Origin of the sequence: Microbacterium sp. P03, from assembly GCF_043556235.1 — a bacterium.
Classification (GTDB): domain Bacteria; phylum Actinomycetota; class Actinomycetes; order Actinomycetales; family Microbacteriaceae; genus Microbacterium.
Map to the genome: position 1 here is coordinate 446,435 of NZ_JBIGIM010000002.1, position 25,053 is coordinate 471,487.

Sequence of the window (25,053 nt, forward strand, 5' to 3'; positions counted from 1 at the left end):
CACTCCACGCTAGTCGAGGCCCGTCGGCCGCGGCCCGGAGCTCGCCCCCGACCCGATCGGCGAGCGCCGATCACGACTCGAGACGCTGCCCGCCGGCTACCTGACGGTGACGAGGGTGCGCTGCCACCCCGATGAGCCGTTGGGCGCGATCGCCGCACGCTCCTCGATCTGCAGCTGGCCCGCTTTGTCGGTCGCACGCACCGCGATGTAGTGCGTTCCCGGCGACGCATCCCAGTCGACGAACCACTGCACCCACGTATCGGCGTTGATCGGGGTCGACAGCGTGGCGCCCTGCCAATCGGCGTCGTCGATCGAGACCTCCACCTTCGCGATGCCGACCGTCTGCGCCCACGCCATTCCGGCGATCTTGACGGGGCCCGCCGTGACGGGCGCGTCCGTGCGGGGGGTGTCGATGCGCGAGGACATCTTGATCGGCGCTTCGGCGCTGTACCCGCGGGGCGTCCAATACGCCTCATCGGCGGCGAAGGTGGTGACCTTGAGCTCGGTGAGCCACTTCGTGGCCGAGACGTACCCGTAGAGGCCGGGCACCACCATGCGGACGGGGAATCCGTGCTCGAGGGGCAGCGGCTCGCCGTTCATCGCGACCGCGATGATCGCGTCGCGATCGTCGTCGGTGAGCGCATCCAGTGGCGTGCTGGCGGTGTAGCCGTCGACACTTGTGGACAGGACCATGTCGGCACCCGACTGCACGCCCGCCTTCTTCAGCAGGTCGCGCACAGGGATGCCCTGCCAGACGGCATTGCCGAGGAGCGGTCCGCCGACCTCGTTCGAGACGCACGTCAGGGTGATGGCGAACTCGTCGGTCCCCATCGCGAGGAGGTCGTCGAAGGACAGCTCGATCCGCTCGTCGACCATTCCGTCGATCACGAGACGCCAGGTCGAGGGATCGATCGAGGGCACGGTGAGCGCCGTGTCGACGCGGTAGAAGTCCTTGTTGTCGGTGATCAGCGACGACAGGCCGGGAATGTCGAGCTCAGCGCCGGCCGGAATGGTCACGGTCGACTTCGGCGCCGGGAGACGGAGAGCCTCTCGGACCGAGGCGATGGACGATGTCGTGGCCGAGACCACGCGCGCCCCCACACCGACGACGACGGAGGCGGCCGCGGTGATGCCGGCCAGGGAGAGGAACGACCGTCGACTCGGGTGCGTCGTGCGGGCATCGGGGTTGTCCGCGGATGCGGTGGCGGAGGACGGAGCCCGGCCGGCCGGCGCGTCGGCGCGCCAGGCGCGCAGCCGACGCACCAGCAGGACGATCATCACGACACCTGCGACGAGTCCGGCGAGCGAAGGGAGGATCGACAGGATGCCGGCGCCCGCCCGCGTGAACGCGGCGGCGCCTGACAGCACACCGGCGACGCCCAGCGCGATGGCGCCGAGCGGAGGGCGCACGTACTGCAGGACGCCCGCGATGGCCGCGGCCACGACGACGGCGAGTCCGAGACCGGCGAGCAACGCGATCTTGTCGTATTCACCGAACGTCGAGATGGCGAACTCTTTCAAGGGCTGGGGGACGATGTCGATGACGAACGATCCAACGGCCAGGAGCGGGCTCGCCTGGGAGGCCACGAGGAGGGCGACCAGTTCGGCTGCGGCGAGGAACGCCGCTGCCGAGATGACACCTGCCACCGCCGCCAGAAAGATGAAGAGGGCTGATCGCCTCGTGGACATGGGGTGCAGCCTCTCGGTCGGTTCGCGGTGCTGAGACCTATTCGCCGCCCGTGCGCGATCGGATTGTCCGCGCCGCGCCGCGCCGCGCTGAGATCGACCGGGTCGGGCGTCGCGTTGGACGCGACCGGCCGCGGGGTCACCGGGTGCACACCTCCCGAGTCCCGCTCTCGCGAGGAGTGTGGAAGGATTCTCCTGTCCCGGGTGACGGGACTGTGAACTCCAGGTGAACACTTCGTTCGCCAAGCCGATGTGCTCGGCACCATCCCTTTCTCTCAGACATCGAAAGCGACCGGTGGACTCCACAGTTCTGATCATCGTGCTGGTCATCGCACTGGCGCTGTTCTTCGACTTCACCAACGGGTTCCACGACACGGCGAACGCCATGGCGACGCCCATCGCCACGGGCGCGCTGAAGCCGCGGGTCGCGGTGCTTCTCGCGGCGTCCCTCAATCTTGTGGGTGCGTTCCTCTCCACCGAGGTGTCCCAGACCATCTCGCACGGGATCATCCGTGAGGATCAGATCTCCGCGACGGTATTCCCCGCTCTCATCTTCGCCGGCCTGATCGGGGCGATCACCTGGAACATGCTGACGTGGCTGCTCGGTCTGCCGTCCAGCTCGTCGCATGCCCTCTTCGGCGGTCTGATCGGCGCGACCGTCGTCGGCGTCGGGGTCATGGCCATCGACTTCGGCATCGTCATGAGCAAAGTGATCCTGCCTGCGCTGATCGCCCCGTTCACCGCAGGGGTGATCGCGTTCCTCGTGACGAGGATGGCGTACGCCCTGACGCGCCGATACGACTCGAAGCCCGACGGTCGCGACGGGTTCCGGTGGGGTCAGATCTTCACGTCCTCGCTCGTGGCGCTGGCACACGGCACGAACGACGCGCAGAAGACGATGGGCGTCATCACGCTCGCTCTGATCACGGTCGGCTGGCAGAACTCCGCCGACGCCGATCCGCAGCTGTGGGTCATCCTCGCCTGCGCCTTCACGATCGCGCTGGGCACGTATACGGGCGGATGGCGGATCATCCGCACCCTCGGGAAGGGCCTGACCGACGTTAAACCCGCGCAGGGATTCTCGGCCGAGACGTCGACCGCTGCGACGATCCTCGCCTCGAGCGCGCTCGGATTCGCCCTCTCGACCACCCAGGTCGCGTCGGGCTCGGTGATCGGATCGGGCCTCGGTCGCCGCGGTTCGACCGTGCGGTGGAAGACCGTCGGTCGTATCGCCGTCGGATGGCTGCTGACGCTCCCGGCCTCGGGAGCGGTGGGCGCCGTCGCAGCACTCATCGTCGTGTGGGGTGGTACCTGGGGCATCCTGATCGACGCAGTCCTGGCCGTCGCCGTCATCCTGTTCCTGTTCCGACGTTCCCGCCGCGACAAGGTCGACGCGAGCAATGCCATGAGCGAGGTCGCCGACTCCGGACGGGCGATCAAGGTCACGCGCAACCCCCCGCCGACCCGCCGGCAGCGCGCCCGCGAACGATCAGGCACGAAGGGGACGCGGTGATGGTGATCGACTGGTGGGCTTTCGTGCAGGTGTTCGCGGCCGCGCTCGTGGGCTCGGTGCTCGTCGTCGGGTTCTATTCGCTCGGGCTGCGGCTGCTGGTGCTCGCCGGCCGCGTCCCTGTCGTCGCCCCGGCCGAATTCACCGACGCGATCACCGTGATCTCGCCCACTCACGCGCAGCGCGCGGCGAAACGTGCGGCGAAAGCCGCGCGGAAGAACCCGCTCACCGAGCGTCAGAAGCGACTCGCCCTGCTCGGGGCGTGGGGATGCTTCGCCCTCTGCGCGCTCGCGGTGCTGTCGGGGCTGCTGCTGATCGTGTGGGGCTGACGTCCGACCGCACGACGGCGGGGCCGGTCGTCCGGCCGAGGTCGGAGGGCATGTCTAGGCTGATCCCATGGATGAGCCATCCGTTCTTTTCGGTCAGCACCCGCCGGCGCGGCGGACGATCGTCCACCTCAGCGACACGCATCTGATGGGGGGCAATCGGCCGCTCGGCGAGCGCTACGACACCGCCGGCAATCTCGCCCGTGCGCTCGCCGCCGTCGAGCGCAGCGGTGTGCGCCCCGACGCCATCGTCTTCACGGGCGATCTCACCGATCTCGGCGAGCCGGAGGCATACCGCGCGCTGCGCGCTCAGGTCGAGCCGTTCGCCGCACGTCTGGGAGCCCCCGTCGTGTGGGTCGCCGGCAATCACGACGAACGGCCCGAGCTCCGGCGCGAGCTCCTCGACGCCGAACCCACGGACGACCCCATCGTCGGCGTCTGGGATCTCGGCGGCCTGCGCCTCATCGCCCTCGATTCCACCGTGCCCGGCTGGCATCACGGCGATCTCGACGCCGAGCAGCTGGAGTGGCTGCGCTCCGAACTCGCCGAGCCTGCACCCCTGGGGACCCTCCTGGCGCTCCATCACCCGCCGCTCCCCAGCCACCTGCCCTTCTTCGACATCCTGGAGCTGCGCGATCAGGGGCGCTTCGCCGATGTCGTCGCGGGCACCGACGTGCGCGGCATCCTGGCGGGCCATCTGCACTACTCGACGAGTGGAACGTTCGCGGGCGTGCCCGTGAGCGTGGCCGCCGCCACGTGCTACACGATGAACCTCCAACGGCCGGCCGCGGAGGTGAACGGCATGGATGCCGGACAGTCGTTCCACCTCGTGCACGTGTACGACGACACGATCACCCACGCTGTCGTACCGGTGATCGACGCACCCACCGCGGAGTTCTTCACGCCCGAATGGACCGAGCGGATGTCTCGGCTCACTCCGGAGGAGCGCCTGGAGGCCTTCTCGCGCAAGCGGTGACCGCCGCCTCCTGCATCCGGCGCGCGGAGGACTTCGAGCACAGCAGCCCACGCGAAGGTGTACGCCGCGTACAGCGGGCGTCGCAGGGGTGGGCGGTTAGGCTCGACGCATCCCCTGCACGACGACGTGACCCACAAGGACGATCGAATGGCTGTGACCACCATGACCGGCACCCGCACGGAGACCGATTCGCTCGGCTCCCTCGAGATCCCCGCGGACGCGTACTGGGGGATCCACACCGCACGGGCGCTCGAGAACTTCCCGATCGCGAAGCGGCCGATCTCGGTGTACCCCGACCTGATCATCGCGCTCGCCATGGTCAAGCAGGCCTCCGCTCGCGCCAACGCCGAGATCGGCGTGCTCGACCAGGAGAAGGCCGATCTCATCGAGCGGGCGGCGCAGCTCGTCATCGACGGAGAGCACCATGACCAGTTCGTGGTCGGTGTCATCCAGGGTGGTGCGGGCACGTCGACGAACATGAACGCGAACGAGGTCATCACCAACATCGCGCTCGAACTGGCCGGGCGCCAGAAGGGCGACTACGCCTTCCTGTCGCCGATCGACCACACCAACCGCAGCCAGTCCACGAACGACGTCTACCCGACCGCGGTCAAGGTCGGGCTCTCGCTCACCCTTCGCGGGCTTCTCGAAGAGCTCGCGCTCCTGCGCCAGGCGTTCCTCGACAAGGCGGTCGAGTTCCACGACGTGCTCAAAGTCGGCCGCACCCAGCTCCAGGACGCCGTGCCGATGACGCTCGGTCAGGAATTCCACGGGTTCGCCACGACACTCGGTGAGGACTACAGCCGTCTCACCGAGAATGCCTATCTGATGTTCGAGATCAACATGGGGGCCACGGCCATCGGTACGGGGATCACCACCCACCCCGGTTACGGCAAGTCGGTGCTGAGACACCTCCGTGAGATCACCGGCCTCGACCTCGAGACGTCGCTCGACCTGGTCGAGTCCACCAGCGACACCGGCTCGTTCATGTCGTTCTCGGCGTCGCTCAAGCGCAATGCCATCAAGCTCTCCAAGATCTGCAACGACCTCCGGCTGCTCTCCAGCGGCCCGCAGGCGGGGTTCGGAGAGATCAACCTCCCCGCGCGCCAGGCGGGCTCGAGCATCATGCCCGGCAAGGTCAACCCCGTCATCCCGGAGGTCGTCAATCAGGTCGCCTTCTCGGTGGTCGGCGCCGACATGACCGTGACGATGGCGGTCGAGGGCGGCCAGCTGCAGCTCAACGCTTTCGAGCCCGTGATCGCGCACTCCATCTTCCAGTCACTCACCTGGATGCGGCAGGCGATGTGGACGCTGCGCGTGAACTGCGTGGTGGGCATCACGGCCAACCGGGAGCGCTTGGGCGCGATGGTGGGGGCGTCCGTCGGCGTGGTCACCGCCCTGACCCCGTTCATCGGATACGCAGCGGCGGCGGCGCTTGCCAAGACCGCTCTGCTCACCGGCCACAACGTCGCCGATCTGGTGGTCGAGGGCGGGCTGATGTCGCGCGACGAGGTCACCAAGCAGCTCTCGCCCGCCCGGCTCTCGGGACTCGAGGCCATCACTGCGGCGATCCCGATCGTGCAGCCGGCGGAGAACGTCGTCTCGGATCCGCCGAGCGGGCGCTGAGCGATCACGGCCGGTCCTCCGCCGTCACCGGCTCCGCGCGGCTCTGTCGTGCGCGCGCACGCAGCCGCTAGCGTGTGAGGGACCACTCTCAGCCACCGGAGGATCGCACCATGACCACGCCCGACAACTCACAGCCCCCGCAGTACACCCCGCCGCCGGCGCCCGAGCCGGGCTCGGCCTACGGCACATCCGCTGCGCCCGCCTACGGCTCCGGCGCCCCCGCGTACGGAGCATCGGGTCAGGCGCCCTCGGGACCCGTACCCGGCAAGACGCTCGGTATCGTCGCGCTCATCGTGGCGTTCTTCTTCAATCTCATCGGACTGATCCTCGGGATCGTGGCGCTGGTGCAGAGCCGCAAGGCCGGAGTGCGCAACCTTCCGGCCGTGTGGGCGATCATCATCGGGGCGCTGTCGATCGTGATCGGCCTGATCGTCGTGTTCGCGTTCATCATCCCGGCCGTCACGTTCGGTGTCGAAGCGGCGCAGGCGTGCCAGGCTGCGAATTTCGCGGGCACCGTCGTCGTGCGCGGCGTCGAGGTCGACTGCGCGTCGATCGACGGCTAGACCCGGCACGTCGACGTATCGGCGCCCTGACCGCGCGGTCGGGGCGCCGATGCGTTTTCCGTCAGTCGAGGATGCGGCAGTGGGTCGTCAGCTCACCGATGCCGTCGATGCCGACGGTGACGGTCGAACGATCGCGCAGGAAAATCTGAGGGTCTCGCGAGTACCCGGCGCCGCCGGGGCTGCCGGTCGAGATCAGCGTTCCCGGCAGAAGAGTGACGGACTGCGACAGGTGGGCGATCAGCGTGGGCACCGATCGCACCATCTGCCCCGTGGATGCGTCCTGCACGGTGTGTCCGTCCACGACGGCCCAGATATGCAGATCCTGCGGATCGGGAATCTCGTCGGCGGTGACGACGAACGGCCCCGTGGGCGTGAATCCGTCGAACGACTTGCATCGGCACCACTGCGCCTCAGAGAACTGGATGTCACGCGCGGTGATGTCGTTGACCACCGTGTAGCCCCAGACATGATCGAGCGCATCTTCGGCCGACACGTCCTTCGCCGGAGCCCCGATGATGACCCCCAGCTCGGCCTCGTAGTCGACCGACTCGCTCAGCGAGCGGGGCCACGATGTGACCCCCTCGTGGGCGGTCAGCGAGTTCGGCCACAGGACGAACACCGTCGGCGCGGAGTCGGTCTTCAGCCCCAGCTCGCTGGAATGCGCGGAGTAGTTCAGTCCGATCGCGAGGATCGTCGGGGGCGTGCGCGATGCGGACGCGAAAGTGACCCTCGACAGCGGATGCCGCGTGCCGGTGTGCTCCGCGGCGTCTCGGACGCGTGCGAGCAGCTCGTCGCCGCCGGGGATCAGTTCTTCGAGATAACGGGGCGCGCCGGCGAAGAGGCTCTCGACGATGATCGCATCGTCATCGATCACCAGTGCCAGTCGCGGCTCAACTGCCCCCGAGGGGATCACGTGGGCGAAGCGCATGACTCCACGCTACCGGGCACGGAGTGGGTGGGTGCGACGGGGGTGCCGCTCCTAGGCTGTGCGTCATGGCCTTCCCCTCACCTCTGTCGCAGCCTCGCCCGGGCGTCGGTGCGCCGATCTCCGCGCCGGCCGTGTCGCCGCCGGCGCTCCCGGTTCCACCCCGGAGAGGGCGGAGCGCTTCGATCTGGGCCATCGGTCTGGTCGTGCTCCTGCTCGCCGTGCTGGTGGGCTACTTCCTCGAGGCACTCGGGCCGGGCGCGTCGATCGTGGGCATGATCCTGGCGCTCATCCCCCTCGCGGGTGTCCTCCTCGCGGTGCGGCTTGTCGATCGTTGGGAGCCCGAACCTCGGGGGCTGCTGCTCCTCGCGGTCGCGTGGGGTGCCGTGGTGGCGGTCGCCATCGCGCTCGGGGTCGACCTCGTGCTGAGCATTCTGTTCGGCGTCGGGGATTCCGCCGCGCACGACGCCCTTCGCGCGGTGGTGCAGGCGCCGATCGTCGAGGAGTTCGCGAAGGGTCTCGGGGTTCTCCTCATCTTCGCCTCCGCGCGCCGCGCGTTCGACGGTCCCGTCGACGGAATCGTCTACGGCGGGCTGGTGGGTGCCGGGTTCGCATTCACCGAGAACATCCAGTACTTCGCGATCAGTCTGATCGAGGGCGGAGCGGAGCAGGCGACGGCGACGTTCTTCGTCCGCGGCATCCTCTCTCCGTTCGCGCACGTGATGTTCACCAGCGTCACCGGCTTCGCCCTAGGCATCGCCGCGCGTCGCGGCCTCGGCCCGGGGAGGGCGCTCGGCTTCTGGGTCACGGGTATGGCGGGCGCGGCCTTGCTGCACGCGGTGTGGAACGGATCGGCGACCTTCTTCGACTTCTTCGGCCTCTACCTGACCCTGCAGCTGCCCCTCTTCGTGCTGTTCATCCTCGGGATCCTCATGCTCCGCAGGGAGGAGGCGCGGCTGACTCGGGCCCGGCTCGGCGACTATGCCGCGGTGGGGTGGTTCACCGCGGCGGAGGTCGACATGCTTGCGACCTCGTCAGGACGGCGGGCCGGTCTCGCGTGGGCGGGCAGCCTGCGGGGGGATCGGAAGCCGCTCATGAAGAGGTTCATCACGGACGCCACGGCTCTGGCCGCCGCGAGGCAGCGTGCGCTCTCCGGCCGCGATCCACGAGCGGCCGAAGACGAACAGGTGCTGCTGGTGCGGACGACGGCGACGCGCGCAGCTCTCTTCGCGCCGTGATCGTGGCCACGGGGCGACATCATCCGCCTCCGGCGGGGCCCTGACAGCGTCGCGGCCCTTGACGTGGGCATCGCCTGGGGGCAAGCTGACTGCAGACCAACTCAGCGCTCGGTTGACCCGCAGGCTATGCCGCGGCACCGGGCGCTGAGTCTGTCCGGGGGCGGTCCGGAGTCGACCGCTGCGCAGGCTCCGTGGTTGGATGGACCCATGACTGATGACCGCACCAAGCCCGAGATCGACGCCCCCGAAGGACCGGCTCCTCGCGAGCTCGTCACCCGCGACCTGATCGTCGGAGACGGTAAAGAAGCCAAGGCCGGCGACACGGTCACCGTGCACTACCTGGGTGTCGACTACGAAGCCGGCGAAGAGTTCGACTCGTCATGGAACCGCGGCGAGAGCATCCAGTTCCCTCTTCGCGGACTCATCCAGGGGTGGCAGGACGGCATCCCCGGCATGAAGGTCGGCGGCCGCCGCGAGCTCGTCATCCCGCCCCACCTCGCCTACGGTCCGGCGGGCGGCCACTTCCTCGGCGGGAAGACGCTGATCTTCGTCATCGACCTGATCGACGTCGCGTAAGCAGACTCGTATGAGAGGGGCGGATGCTGCGGCATCCGCCCCTCCGCACGTCTGCGCGGATACCGCCCATGTCGGGCAATCTGTATTCGCGGGAATAGACTTAGGGCCGCGGCGCTTTTATCCCTGCAAGCTGCCGGAACACCGGCCATTCTCATGGAGGACCTGATATGACCACCAACACGATCGACATCCCGGGCTACAAGGCCGGCACCTGGGTGCTGGACCCCTCGCACAGCGAGGTCGGCTTCACCGTCCGTCACATGATGATCTCGAAGGTCCGCGGCGCCTTCAAGGTCAAGGAGGCGACCATCGTTGCCCCCGAGAACCCGCTCGAGGTCACCGTCGAGGCGCACGCCGACGTCGCGTCGGTCGACACCGGTGACGAGGGCCGCGATCAGCACCTCCGTTCGGCCGACTTCTTCGACGCCGAGCAGTACCCCACCATCGATTTCGTCTCGACCGGCGTGCGCATTGAGAAGGGCGAGTTCCTGGTCGACGGCAACCTCTCCATCCACGGTGTCACCAAGCCCGTCACCTTCGACCTCGACTTCGGCGGGTTCGGCAGCGACCCGTGGGGCAACTACAAGTTCGGCGCGACCGCCAAGGCCGTCGTGAACCGCGAGGACTTCGGCCTCACGTGGAACGCCGCACTCGAGACCGGCGGCGTTCTCGTCGGTAAGGATGTCACCATCACGCTCGACCTCCAGGGTGCCCTGCAGGCCGACTGAGTCATCGGCTCACCTCGGTGTCGGAGAGGACCGGATGCTGCGGCATCCGGTCCTCTCTCTTCTTCCGGACACGGAGACGGTCTTGTGCGAGCAGGATCCCGGCGAACACGATGAGCGCGCCCACGGGCTCATTCCAGCTCACCTCCTCGCCGAGTACGACCATGCCGAGCGCGACTCCGACGATGGGCGTGATGTAGGTCACTGTGGACGCGCGGGTCGGGCCCCAGGCCCGCAGCGTGTTCTGATTCCAGATGTAGGCGACGCCGGTGCCGAGACACCCGAGTGCGAGCACGGCTCCGACGATCGAGGGGGTCAGTGAGATCGGGCTGAGCACGAGCACGGGTGAAAGGAGCACCATGACGGCGGCTCCGAGACCGATGTTCAGGAACGAGAAGACGAGGGCGCTCATGCCGGTGCGCGCCACGAAGCGACGCATGTACCCGAGGCTGAAGCCGTAGCACGCGGTCGCGCCGAGCATCGCCAGCTGTGCCGGCAGGCTCTGCGTGAGGTCGAGACCCTGCCACGGAGCGATGATCACCATGACGCCCAGGATTCCGACCATGATGCCGACCAGCTGGACCGCCCTCAGCTTCTCGACGCGGAAGACGAGCCCGGCCATGACGGCCGTCATGATCGGTGTCGTCGCGTTGTAGATGCTTCCGAGGCCGGACGTCACGTGCTGCTGCGCCCAGGCGAAGAGCAGGAAGGGCGCGACGCAGAAGCTGATGCCGAGAGCCAGCATGTGGCCCCAGACCCGGATGCTGCGCGGCAACGCCTCGCGGCGGGCGAGCACGAACACCCCGAGGGTGAGGGCGCCCAGGACGAGTCGGGCCCATGCCACCTGCCCGGCGCTGAGCCCCTCGAGCCCGATCTTCATGAAAAGGAAGCTCGACCCCCAGATGACGCCGCACAGGATGAACTGGGTGACCACGGAGGCGTGGCCGGGTACGCGGTCGGGGAGGGGTGCTGCGGTCATCACCCTGGTGACTGTAGCCCCGGGACGGGACACCCGCGCCCCCGGCGGGGATCGACGTCCGGAACCCGCGGATTCGTGGCAGTCAGACGCCCATGGGCGATGACATCTGTCGCGCCGTCGACGATCGGAGACCGGTTTCGCCGGGGCGTCCGCTTGCTGGTAAGATCTTGAGGTTGCCGTTTGATCGGCCGCGGATAAAGAGAGCTCGCACATCAGGTGCCGGGCGCCGCGCAATGACGAGAGAGGGGATCCCATATATGGCACTCGAAGCAGACGCCAAGAAGGCGATCATCGAAGAGTACGCGACGCACCCCGGTGACACCGGATCCCCCGAGGTGCAGGTCGCGATGCTGTCGCAGCGCATCAAGGACCTCACCGAGCACTTGAAGGAGCACAAGCACGACCACCACTCGCGTCGTGGTCTGTTCCTCATGGTCGGTCAGCGTCGCCGTCTTCTCGGCTACCTCCAGGACATCGACATCGCGCGTTACCGCACGTTGATCGAGCGTCTGGGCCTGCGCCGCTAGTCGCACCCGCGTATATCGCTTTCACGAAGGCCGCTCCACGGTGTGGGGCGGCCTTCGTCGTGCTGGCGCTCAGGCCGTCAGGACGCTGATCGCGCGGCGACCAGATCGCCGTGCCAGCGCTCCGCCACGTCGGGGTGGGCGCGCAGTCGCGACTTCAGCGCATTCTCTCCATACAGGGCATGGATCGGGTTGGTCGGATCCTGCGTCACGCCGCGCGCGTCCGCGGCGAGCTCGTCGGGCAGATCGATCAGGGGCAGCCGTGTGTCCAGGCCGGGGTTGAAGAAGTACGGGATGGAGATGCGGTCGTCGGGGAAGCGGGGCGAGACCACACGGTGGTTGGTGGCCTTGAGGTATCCCTGCGTCGCATACTCGAGCATTTCGCCGATGTTGACGACGAAAGCGCCCGGCACCGAGGGGGCATCCACCCATTCCCCGTCGCGCTCGACCTGCAGACCGCCCTTCCCGGGCTCGACCCACAGCAGCGTCAGCACACCCGAATCCTTGTGCGCGCCCACGCCCTGCTGCGGCTCCGGTGCGGTCGTCCCCGGGTAACGCACGATCTTGAGGAGGGTCGACGGTTCACCGAAGTGCTCGTCGAAGTAGGACTCGGGTGCGCCGAGGGTGAGCGCCCACGCTCGCAGCAGTTTGCGCGAGACGCCGGCGAGGTGCTCCTGCCACTCCTCGGTGATGACGCGCAGCTCGGGCTGGGCTTCCGGCCACAGGTTGGGGCCGATCAGGCGTGCCCAGTCCGGGGCGCCCGGGTCGGTGATGGCATCGCGCTCGGGTCCGACGTCGATCTGCTCGCGCCAGTCGACCCTGCCCTGCGTGCGCTCGCCGCCCACGCGGGTGTAACCGCGGAAGTGCGGGCTCGTCACGTTCTCGATCGCGAGCTTGTCGGCCTCGGGGAGAGCCAGGAAGTCGCGGGCGGCCCGATGGAGCCGCTCCTCGAGGTCGGCGGGGATGCCGGTTCCCGTGAGGTAGAAGAAGCCGACGTCGTGCGTCGCGGCCCGCAGGTCGGCGCGGAAGGCGGCGGCCGCCTCCGGCCCGTCGTCGAGGCGGGAGAGATCCAGGATCGGAAGAGTGAGATCGGCCATCCGTCGAGCGTAGGCAGGCGCCGCGCCCGATGGGGCTATGTTGCGTGACGTTACCGATGTCGTCATGCCGAGCGGGTTTGAGCGGCGCGCTCCCGCGGGGTAAGGTTCTGCTTACTGAGGTATACCTAACCTTCCCTCGGCTCCCTCGTTCCCCACCCGAAAGATCGCGCTTCCGTGCTCGCCACCTTCTTGATCGGCCTCCGAGAGGGCCTCGAGGCAGCGCTCGTGGTCGGCATCCTCGTCGCGTACCTCCGCAGGCTGGAACGCAGAGATGTCCTCGTCCGCCTCTGGATCGGAGTCGCCCTCGCGGTCGCGCTCGCGGTGGCCATCGGCGCCGTCCTCACCTTCGGCGCCTATTCGCTGACCTTCGAGGCGCAGGAGATCATCGGCGGAACCCTGTCGATCATCGCCGTCGCGATGGTCACGTGGATGATCTTCTGGATGCTGAAGGCCTCGCGCTCCCTCAAGGCGACGTTGCAGGGCGACGTCGACCGCGCGCTCGCGAACGGGTCGCTGTGGGGGATCGTGATCATCGGCTTCGTGTCGGTCTCACGTGAGGGCATCGAAACGACTCTCCTGCTGTGGTCGATGGTGCAGTCGTTCGGGGATGCCCCGCTGGCCCTCGTCGGCGCGGTGCTGGGCATCGTCACGGCCGTCGCGCTCGGCTGGCTCATCGCCCGAGGAATGCTGCGACTGGACCTCCGGCGGTTCTTCCTGTGGACCGGCGCCTTCCTCATCGTGGTGGCGGCCGGAGTTCTCGCGTACGGCGTTCACGACCTCCAGGAGGCAGGGGTCCTCCCCGGCCCGTTCACCGCCGCAGCTCCGGTCGATGCGACCGGCGTGGTCGCGGTGGGGATGAGTGCGTTCCCGTTCGGGTTCGCGTTCGACGTCAGCAGCGCCATCGCACCCGGCAGCCCGCTGGCGGCGATCCTCCAGGCCACCGTCGGCTTCATGCCGGCCATGACCTGGCTGCAGGTGCTCGCGTGGGTGCTCTACATCGGCATCGTCGGCGCCCTCTTCCTGCGTCTGTCGCTCCGCCGCCCCGCGCCGAAGGCCGCCCCGCACGAGGTCGATTCCGCAGCGGCGCCGGCCACGGCCTCCCTTTCCGACCCTGCCCGCGCGCAGCCGGTCGGTGTTCTTCCCGCACCCCCGCAAGGAGCTCGATGACCATTCCACGCACCGTGACCGCCGTCACCGCGGTCGCTGCCCTCGCTCTCGCCCTCGCGGGCTGCGTCGCGAAAGCCGACGTCGCAGCCACGGACGCCCTCACCGTGACCTCGACCGACGCCGCGTGCGACGTCTCCTCGACCACGGTCACCAGCGGCACGCTCGCCTTCGATGTGAAGAACGCGGGAGCGCAGACGACCGAGTTCTACCTGCTCGCCGAAGACGGCCTGCGCATCGTCGGTGAGGTCGAGAACGTGGCTCCGGGTGCCAGCCGCACGCTGACGGTCGTCGCGCAGCCGGGGGAGTACTTCACGCTCTGCAAGCCCGGCATGGTCGGGCAGGGCGTCGGGCGGGCGAGCTTCAGCGTCGGAGGCGATGCGGTCGTCGTCGATGACGAGGACGCAGACCAGAAGAAGCAGGCGGTCGATCTCTATGCCGCCTTCGTCAAGGATCAGGTCGAACAGCTGTTGCCCGCGGTCCAGTCGTTCACGAGCGCCTACGCCGCCGGCGACGATGCGACCGCGAAGGCGGCGTTCCCGAACGTGCGTGCCTTCTACGAGCGCATCGAGCCGATCGCCGAAGCGCTCGGCGACCTCGATCCGCGCATCGACTACCGCGAGGTCGACGCGGTGGCCGAGGGACTGGAGTGGACCGGGTTCCATCGCATCGAGAAGGACCTGTGGGTGCCGGCCGCCGACGGGGTCAACTCCGACGGAGAGACCTCCGCCTACCTCGACTGGGCGCCGTCCACCCCCGCAGAGCGGCAGCAGTACGCCGACGGCCTCGACGCCGACGTCCAGGAGCTGTACGACTACGTCCACGGCGACGAATTCCAGACGACGCTTGAGGCGCAGGGCATCGCCGGACTGTCGAACGGGGCCATCGCGCTGCTGGACGAGGTGGCCACCGGCAAGATCTCCGGCGAGGAGGACTGGTGGTCCGGCACCGACCTCTGGGACTTCGCCGCCAACGTCGAGGGATCGAAGATGGCCTTCTCCCTCGTCCGCGACTTCGCCGCTTCGAAGGGCGACGAGGGAGCGGCGGTCGTCGACGACATCGACAAGGGGTACGCCGACCTTGACACGAAGCTCGCGACGTACGGCAGCCTCGACGCCGGCTTCGTCACGTACGACCAGATCACCGATCAGGACCGCAAAGACCTGACCGATCTCATCAACGCGCTCGCCGAGCCGCTGTCCCAGTTGACGGCCACTGTTCTGGAGTGATGTGAGCGAACACGTATCGCCGCCCGCCGGCCTCAGCAGGCGTGGGCTTCTCGGTCTGCTCGGCGCCGGGGCGGGGGGGATCGTCGTCGGCGCTGCCGGCGGCGCAGTGGTCGGCACGACGGTGGCGACGGCCGCCGACAGCGGATCGGCTGCGGGAACGGTGCATCCGTTCTTCGGGGCGCACCAGGCAGGCATCACCACGCCGGTGCAGGACCACCTGCACTTCGCGGCGTTCGACATGGCCGATGACGCCACCCGGGAAGACCTCATCTCGCTGCTGCAGGACTGGACGTATGCCGCGGCGCGCATGACTCAGGGGCTCGACGTCAGCGCCTCCGGTGCGGTCGGCGGCAGGCCCGAGGCCCCGCCCGACGATACGGGTGAAGCGCTCGGACTCCCCGCCAGCGCGCTGACGATCACCTTCGGCCTGGGGCCCGACCTGTTCGAACGGGATGGGGTGGACCGGTTCGGCATCGCGGCGCGTCGACCGGCCGACCTGATCGTCCTGCCGAAGTTCCTCGGCGACGACCTCGTGCCGGCCGCTTCCGGCGGACAGCTCTGCATCCAGGCATGCGCGGACGATCCTCAAGTCGCCGTCCATGCGATCCGCAACCTGAGCCGCATCGGGTTCGGGCGTGCGAAGATCCGCTGGTCGCAACTCGGATTCGGCCGTACGTCCAAGACGTCGGCCGCGCAGGCGACCCCCCGGAACCTCTTCGGATTCAAGGACGGCACGGCGAACATCCTCGCCGACGACACCGCGGGTCTCGACGAGCATGTCTGGGTCCCGGCATCCGGGGCCGCCGGCTGGATGGCAGGCGGGTCCTACCTCGTCGCCCGCCGCATCAGCCAGCTCATCGAGACCTGGGATCGCGTGCGCCTGGTCGAGCAGGAGCGCATCGTCGGGCGCGACAAGGCGCAGGGGGCTCCCCTCTCGGGCGGGGACGAGTTCACTGCACCGGACTTCTCGAAGACGGATGCCACGGGCGCGACGTCCATCGATGCGCGCAGCCACGTGCACCTGGCGCATCCCGACGTGAACGGCGGCACCCGCATCCTGCGCCGCGGCTACAACTTCGTCGACGGCAACAGCGTCCTCGGAAGCCTCGACGCCGGTCTCTTCTTCCTGTCGTATCAGCGGTCACCCGAGCAGTTCGTCCGCATCCAGAAGAAGCTCTCGACCGACGCGATGAACGAGTACGTCCGGCACGTCGGATCGGCGGTCTTCGCGGTGCCGCCGGGCGCGACGGAGGGCTCATACGTCGGCGCGGGCCTGTTCGCCTGACGCCGTCGACTCAGCCGTTCTGTCGCGGATCGGGGTGCAGAGGTCCGGCCGACCGCGGGCGCCTGGAGCCCGTCGGATCGGACCGGCGACCTTCTTTGCCCGACAGCGACGGATCGAGGAACAGCCACGAGGGCCGGGGCTCGATGAGCGGTCGGAAGACGGTGCGCACCGGCTTCGTGGCAAGGGCCACCGCCACCGCGACGGCACCGAGCATGACGACCGGGAGCCAGAACCACACGGGCTCGAGCTCGCGCAGGAGGCCGGATTCGCGGAACGGGTACAGCACGAAGGAGTGCAGGAGGTAGACGTACATCGTGTACTGCCCGAAGTGGGTCCACCAGGTCTGTCGTCGGGGCACCAGGACGAAGAAGGCGGCCGAGAGGACGAGAGCGACGACCATCAGGAGAAGTCGTACGCCGCCCGCCCACCACTCGGTGCCGCCCAGTGCGGAGTAGGACGCGTCGTAGAACAGCCAGGAGCGCAGGTCGACCTCGCGCCAGAGGTCGCTGCCGAACCAGGCCGCAGCTCCCGCGCCGGCGAGGACGAGCACCGCTCCGGCGACCGCCGCGGGCGAGCGGCGGAGCAGGCCGAATCGGGCGACGATGTCGTGTTCGTGCAGCCACCACCCCAGCGTGAAGAACGGCAGCAGTCCGAGGGTGCGAGAGAGGGAGAAGGTGTTGTCGAGGTTGGGCAGGTACCCCGCGCCGACGGAGATCGCGACGGTCCAGACGAGCGGCCACCGGAACAGTGCGAGGTATGGCAGGACGAGACGGAAGATGCCGAGGGCGAGGAGGAACCACAGCGTCCACGAGGGCTTGGTCGGGTTCGGATTGGCCGAGCCCTCGACAGCCCACTTCGTCAGAGTCCACAGCGTCTCGAAGATGACGTACGGCACGATGATGTCGGTGACGACGCGGGACATCTGACGACGGGTCGGCGGGCCGGACTTCGAGAAGTACCCGCTGATCACGGCGAACGCGGGCATGTGGAACGCGTAGACCACGAGATACACGCTGAGCGCGGCATCCGAGTCGTAGATCATCCGCTGGGTCGCATGGCCGAGCACGACCAGCACGATGCAGGCGAAGCGGGCGTTGTCCCAGAACGGCACACGACCGCCGCCGCGCTTCGCGCCGGTCTTCGCAGCCGGCGCCGTCTGATCGCTCACCGGCCTTACGCTACCCGGCCCGGCTCCGCCCGTCCGGCCGTTGACAACGCGATCGTCGTGCAGCCCCGCACCGCGGTATCACTCGAGCAGCAGGACGCCTCTGGGTGGATGAGCAATCCGCTCGCTCGAATCCAGGAGGTCTCTCGTGTCACTTTCACTCCCTCGCCGATCTGCGATCACCGTCGCGTGCATCTCGACCGTCGCCGCCCTTTCGCTCGTCCTGCTGCCGTCGGCGTCCTACGCCGATGACGGCGCACCGCCGCCGGAGACGGTCGTGGCCGACACGACCGCCGTGACGGACGCCGCGCCCGAGCCGCCCGCCGGCCCGGCTCCCGCAGATGCGGTCGCCGACGCGACGCCGGCCGGGCCCGCTCCCGCTCCCGAGGCCCTCGCCGCAGAACCCGACGTCGCGCCCGAGCCTGCCGAGGTCACCGTGGTCGATCCCGCCGACACCACTCCGGCGGAGGTTCTCGCCTCGCCCGTCGACGCGCCCACCATCACCGTGTTCGACGCCACGGCCGATACTGACGCAGAGGCCGCTGCGGCGGTCGACGCGCCCGCGGACGCAGACACCGCCGCGGGGGATGTCGAGCCGGATGCCGCGGCCGCTGCGCTTCCCGCCCCGGGTGCTCCGTGTTATCCGGCGGTGTGCATCGACAACGGGACCATTCTGCTCGCCGTGAATCCGACCGGAGCGCTCAACACCGAGGACGGCACGGGGTCTGCCGCCGGCCCGGGTGATGCCGGTCTGGAATACCTGCCGACGGGCAACGATTCGACATCACCGGGATGCCTCTGCGAAGGGTGGGGCGTGAAGGACGGCGACACGGGCATCTGGGGCGGAGCCAACGTCGATCGCGACGGCGGCGCCGGCGGGCAGAACCTCACCGTGGAGTCCTTCGAATGGACGGCCTCGACCGCGACCTCCGTCGTCACCGTGAACGACGCGGACGGTGCCCCGCATTTCCGCGTCACGCATCAGTACGTCCCGGCAGCCGAGACGCCGAATCTCTATCAGGTGAACGTCACGATCGAGAACATGTCGGGCGCTCCGATAGCGACCGTGCAGTACCGCCGCGTCATGGACTGGGACGTCGAACCCACCGCCTTCGAGGAGTACGTGACGATCGACCGGGGGACCGCGGGTGCCATCACGTATGTCGACGACGACGGCTTCGCATCGTCCGAACCCGGGTCGAGCACGTCCCCGATCAGCGGCGTGGGCAACATGACCGACGCCGGACCGGATGACCACGGTGCCCTCTTCGACTTCTCGTTCGGTGCGCTCGGAGTCGGTCAGTCCCTGTCGTTCATCATCTTCTACGGTGCGGCCGCCACCGAGGCCGACGCTCAGGCGGCGCTCGCCGCAGTCGGTGCCGAGGCCTATTCCTTCGGGCAGACCTCGACAGACCCGTCCGGCGGCACGCCGAACACCTTCATCTTCGCGTTCGGAAAGGTCGGGGGCGCACCGATCTTCGTCCCGCAGGACGAGCCGGCCACGGTTCAGCCCGAGGTGCCTGCAGGCGTCGAGCCTGCCGTCGTGGGAGCAGCGGCGCCGGTCGCCCCGGTGACGATCGAAGCCGCGCCCGTGGCCGAGGCGCTCGCCGCGACCGGTGCGGACGCGGCGTCATCCAGTTCAGGATGGGCGATCGGTGGGCTCGCCGCGCTCGTCGCAGGCGCCGCGCTCCTGATCGCACGGCGGGTGAACGCGCGCGCTCAGCGATAACACCGGATCGGCAGGGGGACGGATGCCGCGGCATCCGTCCCCCTTCGCCTGCGTGAGAACGGGCTCGGAATAAAGTGGACCCACCGCTGTTATACGAGATACATTCATTTGCATAGAACACCGACGGAGAACCCGCCGATGAAGAAGCGGAGAGCGATCGTGAACGACACCACCACGTGGCCGGCCATGCAGTTCGGAATCTTCACCGTGAGCGACATCACGCAGGATCCCACCGACGGGCACACGCCGAGTGAGGCGGAAAAGATCCGCAACACCATCACCATGGCCAAGCACGCCGAAGACGTCGGACTCGACGTCTTCGCCCTGGGGGAGCACCACAACCCGCCGTTCTGGTCGTCCTCACCCACCACGACGCTCGCTTTCATCGCCGCGCAGACCGAGCGTCTGTTCCTGTCGACCTCGACCACGTTGATCACCACGAACGACCCGGTCAAGATCGCCGAAGATTTCGCGATGCTTCAGCACGTCTCGGACGGGCGCACCGACATCATGCTCGGGCGTGGGAACACCGGCCCGGTCTACCCCTGGTTCGGCAAGGACATCCGTCAGGGGTTGCCCCTCGCGATCGAGAACTACAACCTCCTGCACCGACTGTGGACCGAAGACGTCGTCGATTGGGAGGGCAGCTTCCGCACGCCCCTGCAGGGCTTCACGTCGACCCCGCGCCCGCTCGACGGCGTCGCACCCTTCGTGTGGCACGGCTCCATCCGGACCCCTGAGATCGCCGAGCAGGCCGCGTACTACGGTGACGGGTTCTTCGCGAACAACATCTTCTGGCCCGCCGAGCACTACCAGCGCCTCATCGCGCTCTATCGTCAGCGGTACGCGCACTACGGTCACGGAACGCCCGAACAGGCGATCGTCGGCCTCGGTGGTCAGGTCTTCATGAGCGCGAACTCGCAGGACGCGGTCCGCCGGTTCCGGCCGTACTTCGACAACGCCCCCGTCTACGGTCACGGTCCGAGCCTCGAGGACTTCAGCGAGATGACCCCGCTCACCGTGGGATCCCCTCAGCAGGTCATCGACCGATACGCCGGCATGCGTGAGCTCTACGGCGACTATCAGCGGCAGCTGTTCCTCATGGACCACGCCGGACTGCCCCTGAAGACCGTGCTCGAGCAGCTCGACATCCTTGGCGGCGAGGTCGTGCCGGTGCTCCGCAAGGAGCTCGCCGAGAACCGCCCGGTCGAGGTTCCCGACGCCCCGACCCACGCCGCGCGCGTCGCGGCCGCCTACGGTGACGGCGCCCCGCGCGAAGTGCGGCCCAACGCCAACCGCGGCGACAACCTCACGACGGGCTCGCCCTACCAGGACACCCCGGTCGCTGCCGGCTCGTCCTTCGGTCGCGCCGCGACACGCTCGGTGGCCTGACATGGGCACCCGTCGTATCGCGGTCGTCACCGCCGGACTGTCCAATCCGTCATCCACGCGTCTTCTGGCCGATCGACTCTCGGCCGCCGTCGTCGCGGATCTCGCTGAGCGCGGCATCGACGCGCAAGCGGACACCTTCGAGCTGCGGGACGTCGCGCACGACATCACGAACAACCTGCTGACCGGATTCGCGCCCCCCGCGCTGGAGTCGGTGATCAACGCGGTCGTCTCGGCCGATGCGCTGATCGTCGTCACGCCGATCTTCTCCACGAGCTACTCGGGACTGTTCAAGTCGTTCATCGATGTCCTCGATCCCGACTCGCTCACCGGCAAGCCCGTCCTGATCGGCGCGAACGCCGGTACGGCGCGGCACTCGCTCGCGATCGACTATGCGATCCGCCCGCTCTTCGCCTACCTGCACGCGAACCCGGTCTCGACCGGTGTCTTCGCGGCGTCCGGGGACTGGGGGGGAACCGGCGACGGAGTGTCGTCGCTGGCAGACCGCATCGGTCGAGGCGCCCACGAGCTCGCCGACCTGGTCGCCGCCCGCGAACATACCGTCGAACTCGATCCGTTCGACCCGGCGAACTACCTCGGAGAGGGCCGCTCCTTCGGCCACCTGCTGGGCGGTCTCGCGGGGGAGTGACCCGCAGGCACACGCACGCGTGCACCCACCCGGCTCGGTCGCTGGATCAGCGGCCGAGCCGGACCTGGTCCAGCTGTCTCAGTCTGATCCGGGGCGGTTCCTCCCGTGCCGACACGAGAGCCAGCACGTCCGCCCCGACGATCACTCCGAAGTCGACCTCGGCGATCTCGGCGATCTCGGCCACGCTGACCTGGAACGTCCGGAAACCCTCGAGCGGCGCGACGGCCACGGCGGAGCGCTGGTCCACGTCGATCAGGTCCGTCTGGTCGAGGAGGAACCCGGCGGCGGCGACATCGTCGCCGTCACGCCACACCGCGACCTTCCAAAAGCGCCGCGGCACCTGGAGGCCCCGATAGGCGGGGTCGTCGTCGGCCAGCACCGGTGCCGTGAACACGCAGACGCGGGATCGGTTCGCCCCGGCGTAGGCGAGGACGTGGTCCTCCAGCCCCAGCCACAGCTCGGGTGACTGATTGAAGCCGGATGCCTGGGGTGACGCGTTCGGGTAGAAGAAGGTCTGCTCGGTGGCGCGACGCGCGGTGGCGTCGTCCCCCCACCCGGGGTCGCGGCGGCGCACGAGGTGACCGCGGTCCAGATCGTTGTCACGGTAGACATCCGGTCCCGCCTGTTCGCTCGCAGGGACGCGATCGTCGAGATCCCAGTCGCCGGTGCGCGGCAGGTCCTTGAGCGTCTCGCCGTCGATCATGACGCCCGTCACGGCGGCGAGGCGGCGCCGCCGGTCCAACGTCACCGTGAAGTGCAGGTAGTCGAGGTGGGTGAGCGACCGTTCTCCCCCCGGAACGGGGAGCGGAACGTCGAGGCCGAGGAACGCGGGGTCGTAGCCGATGTCTGCCATGCGGTCCACTCTTCCCGGTGCGTCCGACACGCGCGAATCGGCGGACGTCATCGAGCCGGCCGCGATCTCCGGTGCGGGCGCCACGGCGGAGACCTCTCGTCGGCGGCGCAGCGACAGCAGCGCATCAAGACCTGCGCCGAGGGCCAGCGCGACGGCGACGGAGGCTATCACGGCGAGGGCGGGAGCATCCGGAAGCAGTCGTGCGATCAGCGCCCCGAGGAACGCCTGGTACATCGCCCACACGAGGGCCGCGCAGGCTGCGAACAGCAGATAGCGACCGGCGTGCATGCGCCCGGCTCCCGCCGTGAGATTGACCGCCAGACGGGCGAACGGAATGAACCGCGCCGTGAACAGCACGGACGCGCTGCGGGTGTGCAGTCGGTGCCGCGCCCAACCGAACGCCGCGGCGACGCGCGGTCGCCGCATCCACCGCCAGCGATCCGTGCCCACGCGTCGCCCGATGACGTAGCAGGCGATGTCACCGGTGAGAGCGGCTGCCGCTGCGACGACGATGACGGCGGCCAGAGGCGGTGTGCCCTGGGTGATCGACAGGGCCGCGAATGCAGTCACCGCGATCTCACCGGGCACGACCACGAGGACGGAGTCCGCGAGCACCAGGGCGAAGAGGATCGGCAGGGCAGCGGCGCCCGCCGCCACTCCCGCCAGCGCATCGTCGATCATCGGTGGGCCCACTCCACGCGGCCCGGGAGACGCGGGGGGGACGCGGCGGTGGCCCGCGCAGGAGCAGTGGATGAACTCTGGGTGCGGCATCCCGTTTCGGGCGTTGTCGGTGGCGCCGCACCGTCACTCTGGAGACGTGAGAGTCGCACTGCTCGCTGAAACCTTCCTCCCGCACATGAACGGGGTCACCGGGTCTGTCCTGCAGGTCCTGCAGCATCTGCAGCGCGAGGGTCACGACGCACTCGTGATCGCGCCGGGGTCACCCGAGAACGAACCCACCGCACGCGACGTGCACGGAGCGCGCACCGCTCTGCTGCGGTCGGCGGCCCTGCCGTCGTACCCCGAAGTACGGCTGGCGTTCGCGCGGACGGCGCATCTGACGCGCGTGCTCGCGGAGTTCGACCCGCACGTCGTCCACCTCGCATCACCCTTCGTGCTCGGCTGGCAGGGTGTGCAGGCCGCACGGGCGCTTGCGGTCCCCTCGGTCGCCGTCTATCAGACCGACGTGATCGCCTATGCCGAGAAGTACCGTGTGCCGGGCATGACGGCGTTCGCCGCCGCTCATGTGGCCCGTCTGCACAGACACGCGACCCTCACACTCGCCCCGTCGAGCGCGGCCGAGGCGCAGCTGCAGTCCCTCGGAGTGGATCGCCTGCGGCGGTGGGGCCGGGGCGTCGACGCCGAGCGGTTCGCCCCCGCGCGCCGCAGCGAACGGTGGCGGCGGGAGGTCGCCCCGGGCGAGATCATCGTCGGCTATGTGGGACGGCTCGCGCCCGAGAAGCAGGTGGAAGACCTCGCCGCGCTCGCGGACCTGCCCGGCGTGCGCCTCGTGATCGTCGGCGACGGGCCGTCTCGGTCCCGCCTCGAGTCCCTGATGCCGCGCGCGGTGTTCACGGGCTTCCTCGGAGGAGCGGCCCTCGCCGAAGCCCTGGCGAGTTTCGATGTCTTCGTGCACCCGGGCGAGAGCGAGACGTTCTGCCAGACGGTGCAGGAGGCCCTGGCGAGCGGGGTGCCGGTGGTCGCCGTCGGTCGCGGCGGCCCCGTGGACCTGGTGCGCAGCAGCGTCGACGGGTGGCTCTACCGGCCCGGCGATCTCCACGACCTGCGGGCGCGTGTCGCCGACCTGACCGGCGACGAGGCCAAGCGTCGCTCCTTCGGCATCGCTGCCCGCGCGTCCGTGCGGGATCGCACCTGGGCCGCCCTCGGCGATCAGCTGCTGAGCCACTACGACGAGGCGCGGATGCTGCGGCCCATCGACGATGCGCTGGTCGCCCGAGCCGCGACCCGACCGGTCGTCGCGCCGCGGCCGGCCGCAGCATCCGGCCCCCGGCCCGCACGGTGGGCGCGCTACGTCGCCCTCGGCGACTCGATCACCGAGGGACTGTGCGATTCGTCGCGGATGCCGGACGGCCAGTACCGCGGGTGGGCCGACCGCCTCGCGCTGCTCCTCGCGCATGCGCGTCAGGGTGGCGAGCGCTTCCGCTACGCAAACCTGGCGGTGCGCAGTCGCCGGGTGCGAGACGTCGTGAACGAGCAGATACCGGCGGCGATCGCGCTCCGACCCCAGCTCGTGTCGGTGCTGATCGGTGCCAATGACCTTCTGCGCGTCGGCGCCGACCCCGCAGCTCTGGCGCGGGAACTCGAGGAGGGCGTGCGGATGCTGCGCACGGCGGGGTGCGATGTGCTGCTGGTGACGCCGTTCCTGCCGAGACGCTCGGCGGCACGGGTGCTGGCCGGGCGCTTCGCCGCCTTCGCGTCGGAGCTGCGGGCGGTCGCCGCGCGCACGGAGGCGATCCTGCTCGACGTCGATGCGCTCCCGGGACTCGGCGAGCTCGGGATGTGGGCCGAGGACCGGGTGCATCTGCAGGCCGTCGGCCACCGCTTCCTGGCGTACCGCGCCGCCGAGGTGCTCGGCGTGCCCGACGCCGAGGCGCTCGGCGCACTCGACGCCGCCCTCCATGCCGACGACGAGCCCGCCTCCGCCGCGCTGGCGTCGCGTACCTGGCTGCGGCGTCACGCCATCCCGTGGGCGATGCGCCGGATGGTCGGGCGGTCCGCGGGGGACGGTGTCAGCGCGAAGCACGAAGGCTACGTGGAGCTGCGCCCGCGTCGCCGCAGTTCGTCGAGCCACACCGACGCGTAGAGGCGCTGCCGGGCC

Annotated in this window: 22 protein-coding genes; 16 read left to right on the forward strand and 6 right to left on the reverse strand. The window is 69.0% G+C overall.

Annotated features, from left to right (window positions below):
- Positions 1-96: 96 nt before the first annotated feature.
- A complete protein-coding gene (locus tag ACFXOO_RS09210; protein WP_394563382.1) occupies positions 97-1,689 on the reverse strand; it encodes a molybdopterin-dependent oxidoreductase in 1,593 nt (530 codons plus the stop codon).
- A 247-nt stretch (positions 1,690-1,936) separates the two neighbouring features.
- On the opposite strand from ACFXOO_RS09210, the gene ACFXOO_RS09215 reads away from it, so the two are divergent.
- The 5 genes from ACFXOO_RS09215 (at position 1,937) to ACFXOO_RS09235 (ending at position 6,687) form a co-directional block, all read left to right on the forward strand.
- Entirely contained in the window at positions 1,937-3,199 is a 1,263-nt protein-coding gene (locus ACFXOO_RS09215; protein WP_394563407.1) for an inorganic phosphate transporter, read from the forward strand.
- Positions 3,199-3,525, forward strand: coding sequence for a peptidase (locus ACFXOO_RS09220; RefSeq protein ID WP_378840701.1), 327 nt, complete (start codon positions 3,199-3,201; stop codon positions 3,523-3,525). Before ACFXOO_RS09215 ends, ACFXOO_RS09220 begins: the two co-directional genes overlap by 1 nt.
- Positions 3,526-3,592: 67 nt before the next feature.
- Entirely contained in the window at positions 3,593-4,498 is a 906-nt protein-coding gene (locus ACFXOO_RS09225) for a phosphodiesterase (RefSeq protein ID WP_378840571.1), read from the forward strand.
- Between the two features lie 147 nt (positions 4,499-4,645).
- Positions 4,646-6,124, forward strand: coding sequence for an aspartate ammonia-lyase (locus ACFXOO_RS09230; protein ID WP_378840568.1), 1,479 nt, complete (start codon positions 4,646-4,648; stop codon positions 6,122-6,124).
- Positions 6,125-6,234: 110 nt separating this feature from the next.
- A complete protein-coding gene (locus tag ACFXOO_RS09235; RefSeq protein ID WP_378840566.1) occupies positions 6,235-6,687 on the forward strand; it encodes a DUF4190 domain-containing protein in 453 nt (150 codons plus the stop codon).
- A 61-nt stretch (positions 6,688-6,748) separates the two neighbouring features.
- Here the strand turns inward: ACFXOO_RS09235 and ACFXOO_RS09240 are convergent, their stop codons facing one another.
- Positions 6,749-7,615, reverse strand: a complete 867-nt coding sequence (locus tag ACFXOO_RS09240; RefSeq protein WP_394563383.1) for a fumarylacetoacetate hydrolase family protein — start codon at positions 7,613-7,615, stop codon at positions 6,749-6,751.
- A 65-nt stretch (positions 7,616-7,680) separates the two neighbouring features.
- On the opposite strand from ACFXOO_RS09240, the gene ACFXOO_RS09245 reads away from it, so the two are divergent.
- From ACFXOO_RS09245 to ACFXOO_RS09255, 3 genes are all read left to right on the forward strand, one after another.
- Positions 7,681-8,850 (forward strand): PrsW family intramembrane metalloprotease, encoded by a 1,170-nt coding sequence (locus ACFXOO_RS09245; protein WP_378840561.1) that lies wholly within the window; start codon positions 7,681-7,683, stop codon positions 8,848-8,850.
- 207 nt (positions 8,851-9,057) lie between these two features.
- The gene (locus ACFXOO_RS09250) at positions 9,058-9,426 is read left to right on the forward strand and encodes an FKBP-type peptidyl-prolyl cis-trans isomerase (protein ID WP_378840558.1); all 369 of its coding nucleotides are present in this window, start codon (positions 9,058-9,060) and stop codon (positions 9,424-9,426) included.
- 167 nt (positions 9,427-9,593) lie between these two features.
- Positions 9,594-10,154, forward strand: a complete 561-nt coding sequence (locus ACFXOO_RS09255; RefSeq protein ID WP_378840556.1) for a YceI family protein — start codon at positions 9,594-9,596, stop codon at positions 10,152-10,154.
- Between the two features lies 1 nt (position 10,155).
- On the opposite strand, the gene ACFXOO_RS09260 is transcribed toward ACFXOO_RS09255, so the two are convergent.
- Positions 10,156-11,130 carry a DMT family transporter gene (locus ACFXOO_RS09260; protein WP_394563408.1) on the reverse strand — a complete coding sequence of 325 codons (975 nt, stop codon included), beginning with the start codon at positions 11,128-11,130 and terminating at the stop codon, positions 10,156-10,158.
- Positions 11,131-11,387: 257 nt separating this feature from the next.
- Between ACFXOO_RS09260 and rpsO the strand changes: the two genes are divergently transcribed.
- A complete protein-coding gene (rpsO, locus tag ACFXOO_RS09265) occupies positions 11,388-11,657 on the forward strand; it encodes a 30S ribosomal protein S15 (RefSeq protein ID WP_378840550.1) in 270 nt (89 codons plus the stop codon).
- 77 nt (positions 11,658-11,734) lie between these two features.
- Here rpsO and ACFXOO_RS09270 read toward each other — a convergent pair whose 3' ends face one another.
- Positions 11,735-12,751, reverse strand: a complete 1,017-nt coding sequence (locus ACFXOO_RS09270) for an isopenicillin N synthase family dioxygenase (RefSeq protein ID WP_394563384.1) — start codon at positions 12,749-12,751, stop codon at positions 11,735-11,737.
- A 174-nt stretch (positions 12,752-12,925) separates the two neighbouring features.
- Between ACFXOO_RS09270 and efeU the strand changes: the two genes are divergently transcribed.
- From efeU to efeB, 3 genes are read left to right on the forward strand one after another with little or no spacing between them, the layout of a single operon-like run.
- Complete coding sequence (gene efeU, locus ACFXOO_RS09275) at positions 12,926-13,918, forward strand: iron uptake transporter permease EfeU (RefSeq protein ID WP_378840544.1); 993 nt, start codon at positions 12,926-12,928, stop codon at positions 13,916-13,918.
- Positions 13,915-15,144, forward strand: a complete 1,230-nt coding sequence (gene efeO / locus ACFXOO_RS09280) for an iron uptake system protein EfeO (protein ID WP_394563385.1) — start codon at positions 13,915-13,917, stop codon at positions 15,142-15,144. Before efeU ends, efeO begins: the two co-directional genes overlap by 4 nt.
- A gap of 1 nt (position 15,145) precedes the next feature.
- Positions 15,146-16,429 carry an iron uptake transporter deferrochelatase/peroxidase subunit gene (efeB, locus tag ACFXOO_RS09285; protein ID WP_394563386.1) on the forward strand — a complete coding sequence of 428 codons (1,284 nt, stop codon included), beginning with the start codon at positions 15,146-15,148 and terminating at the stop codon, positions 16,427-16,429.
- Between the two features lie 10 nt (positions 16,430-16,439).
- Here the strand turns inward: efeB and ACFXOO_RS09290 are convergent, their stop codons facing one another.
- Positions 16,440-17,597, reverse strand: a complete 1,158-nt coding sequence (locus ACFXOO_RS09290) for an acyltransferase family protein (protein WP_378840537.1) — start codon at positions 17,595-17,597, stop codon at positions 16,440-16,442.
- Positions 17,598-17,742: 145 nt separating this feature from the next.
- On the opposite strand from ACFXOO_RS09290, the gene ACFXOO_RS09295 reads away from it, so the two are divergent.
- From ACFXOO_RS09295 to ACFXOO_RS09305, 3 genes are all read left to right on the forward strand, one after another.
- A complete protein-coding gene (locus ACFXOO_RS09295; protein WP_394563387.1) occupies positions 17,743-19,323 on the forward strand; it encodes a hypothetical protein in 1,581 nt (526 codons plus the stop codon).
- A 186-nt stretch (positions 19,324-19,509) separates the two neighbouring features.
- Positions 19,510-20,715, forward strand: a complete 1,206-nt coding sequence (locus ACFXOO_RS09300) for an LLM class flavin-dependent oxidoreductase (protein WP_394563409.1) — start codon at positions 19,510-19,512, stop codon at positions 20,713-20,715.
- 1 nt (position 20,716) lies between these two features.
- Positions 20,717-21,361, forward strand: coding sequence for an FMN reductase (locus tag ACFXOO_RS09305; RefSeq protein ID WP_378840533.1), 645 nt, complete (start codon positions 20,717-20,719; stop codon positions 21,359-21,361).
- Between the two features lie 46 nt (positions 21,362-21,407).
- Here ACFXOO_RS09305 and ACFXOO_RS09310 read toward each other — a convergent pair whose 3' ends face one another.
- The gene (locus tag ACFXOO_RS09310; RefSeq protein ID WP_394563388.1) at positions 21,408-22,895 is read right to left on the reverse strand and encodes a DNA/RNA non-specific endonuclease; all 1,488 of its coding nucleotides are present in this window, start codon (positions 22,893-22,895) and stop codon (positions 21,408-21,410) included.
- 136 nt (positions 22,896-23,031) lie between these two features.
- Here ACFXOO_RS09310 and ACFXOO_RS09315 point away from each other — a divergent pair, with 136 nt between their 5' ends.
- A complete protein-coding gene (locus ACFXOO_RS09315; RefSeq protein ID WP_378840527.1) occupies positions 23,032-25,038 on the forward strand; it encodes a glycosyltransferase in 2,007 nt (668 codons plus the stop codon).
- Positions 25,039-25,053: the final 15 nt, after the last annotated feature.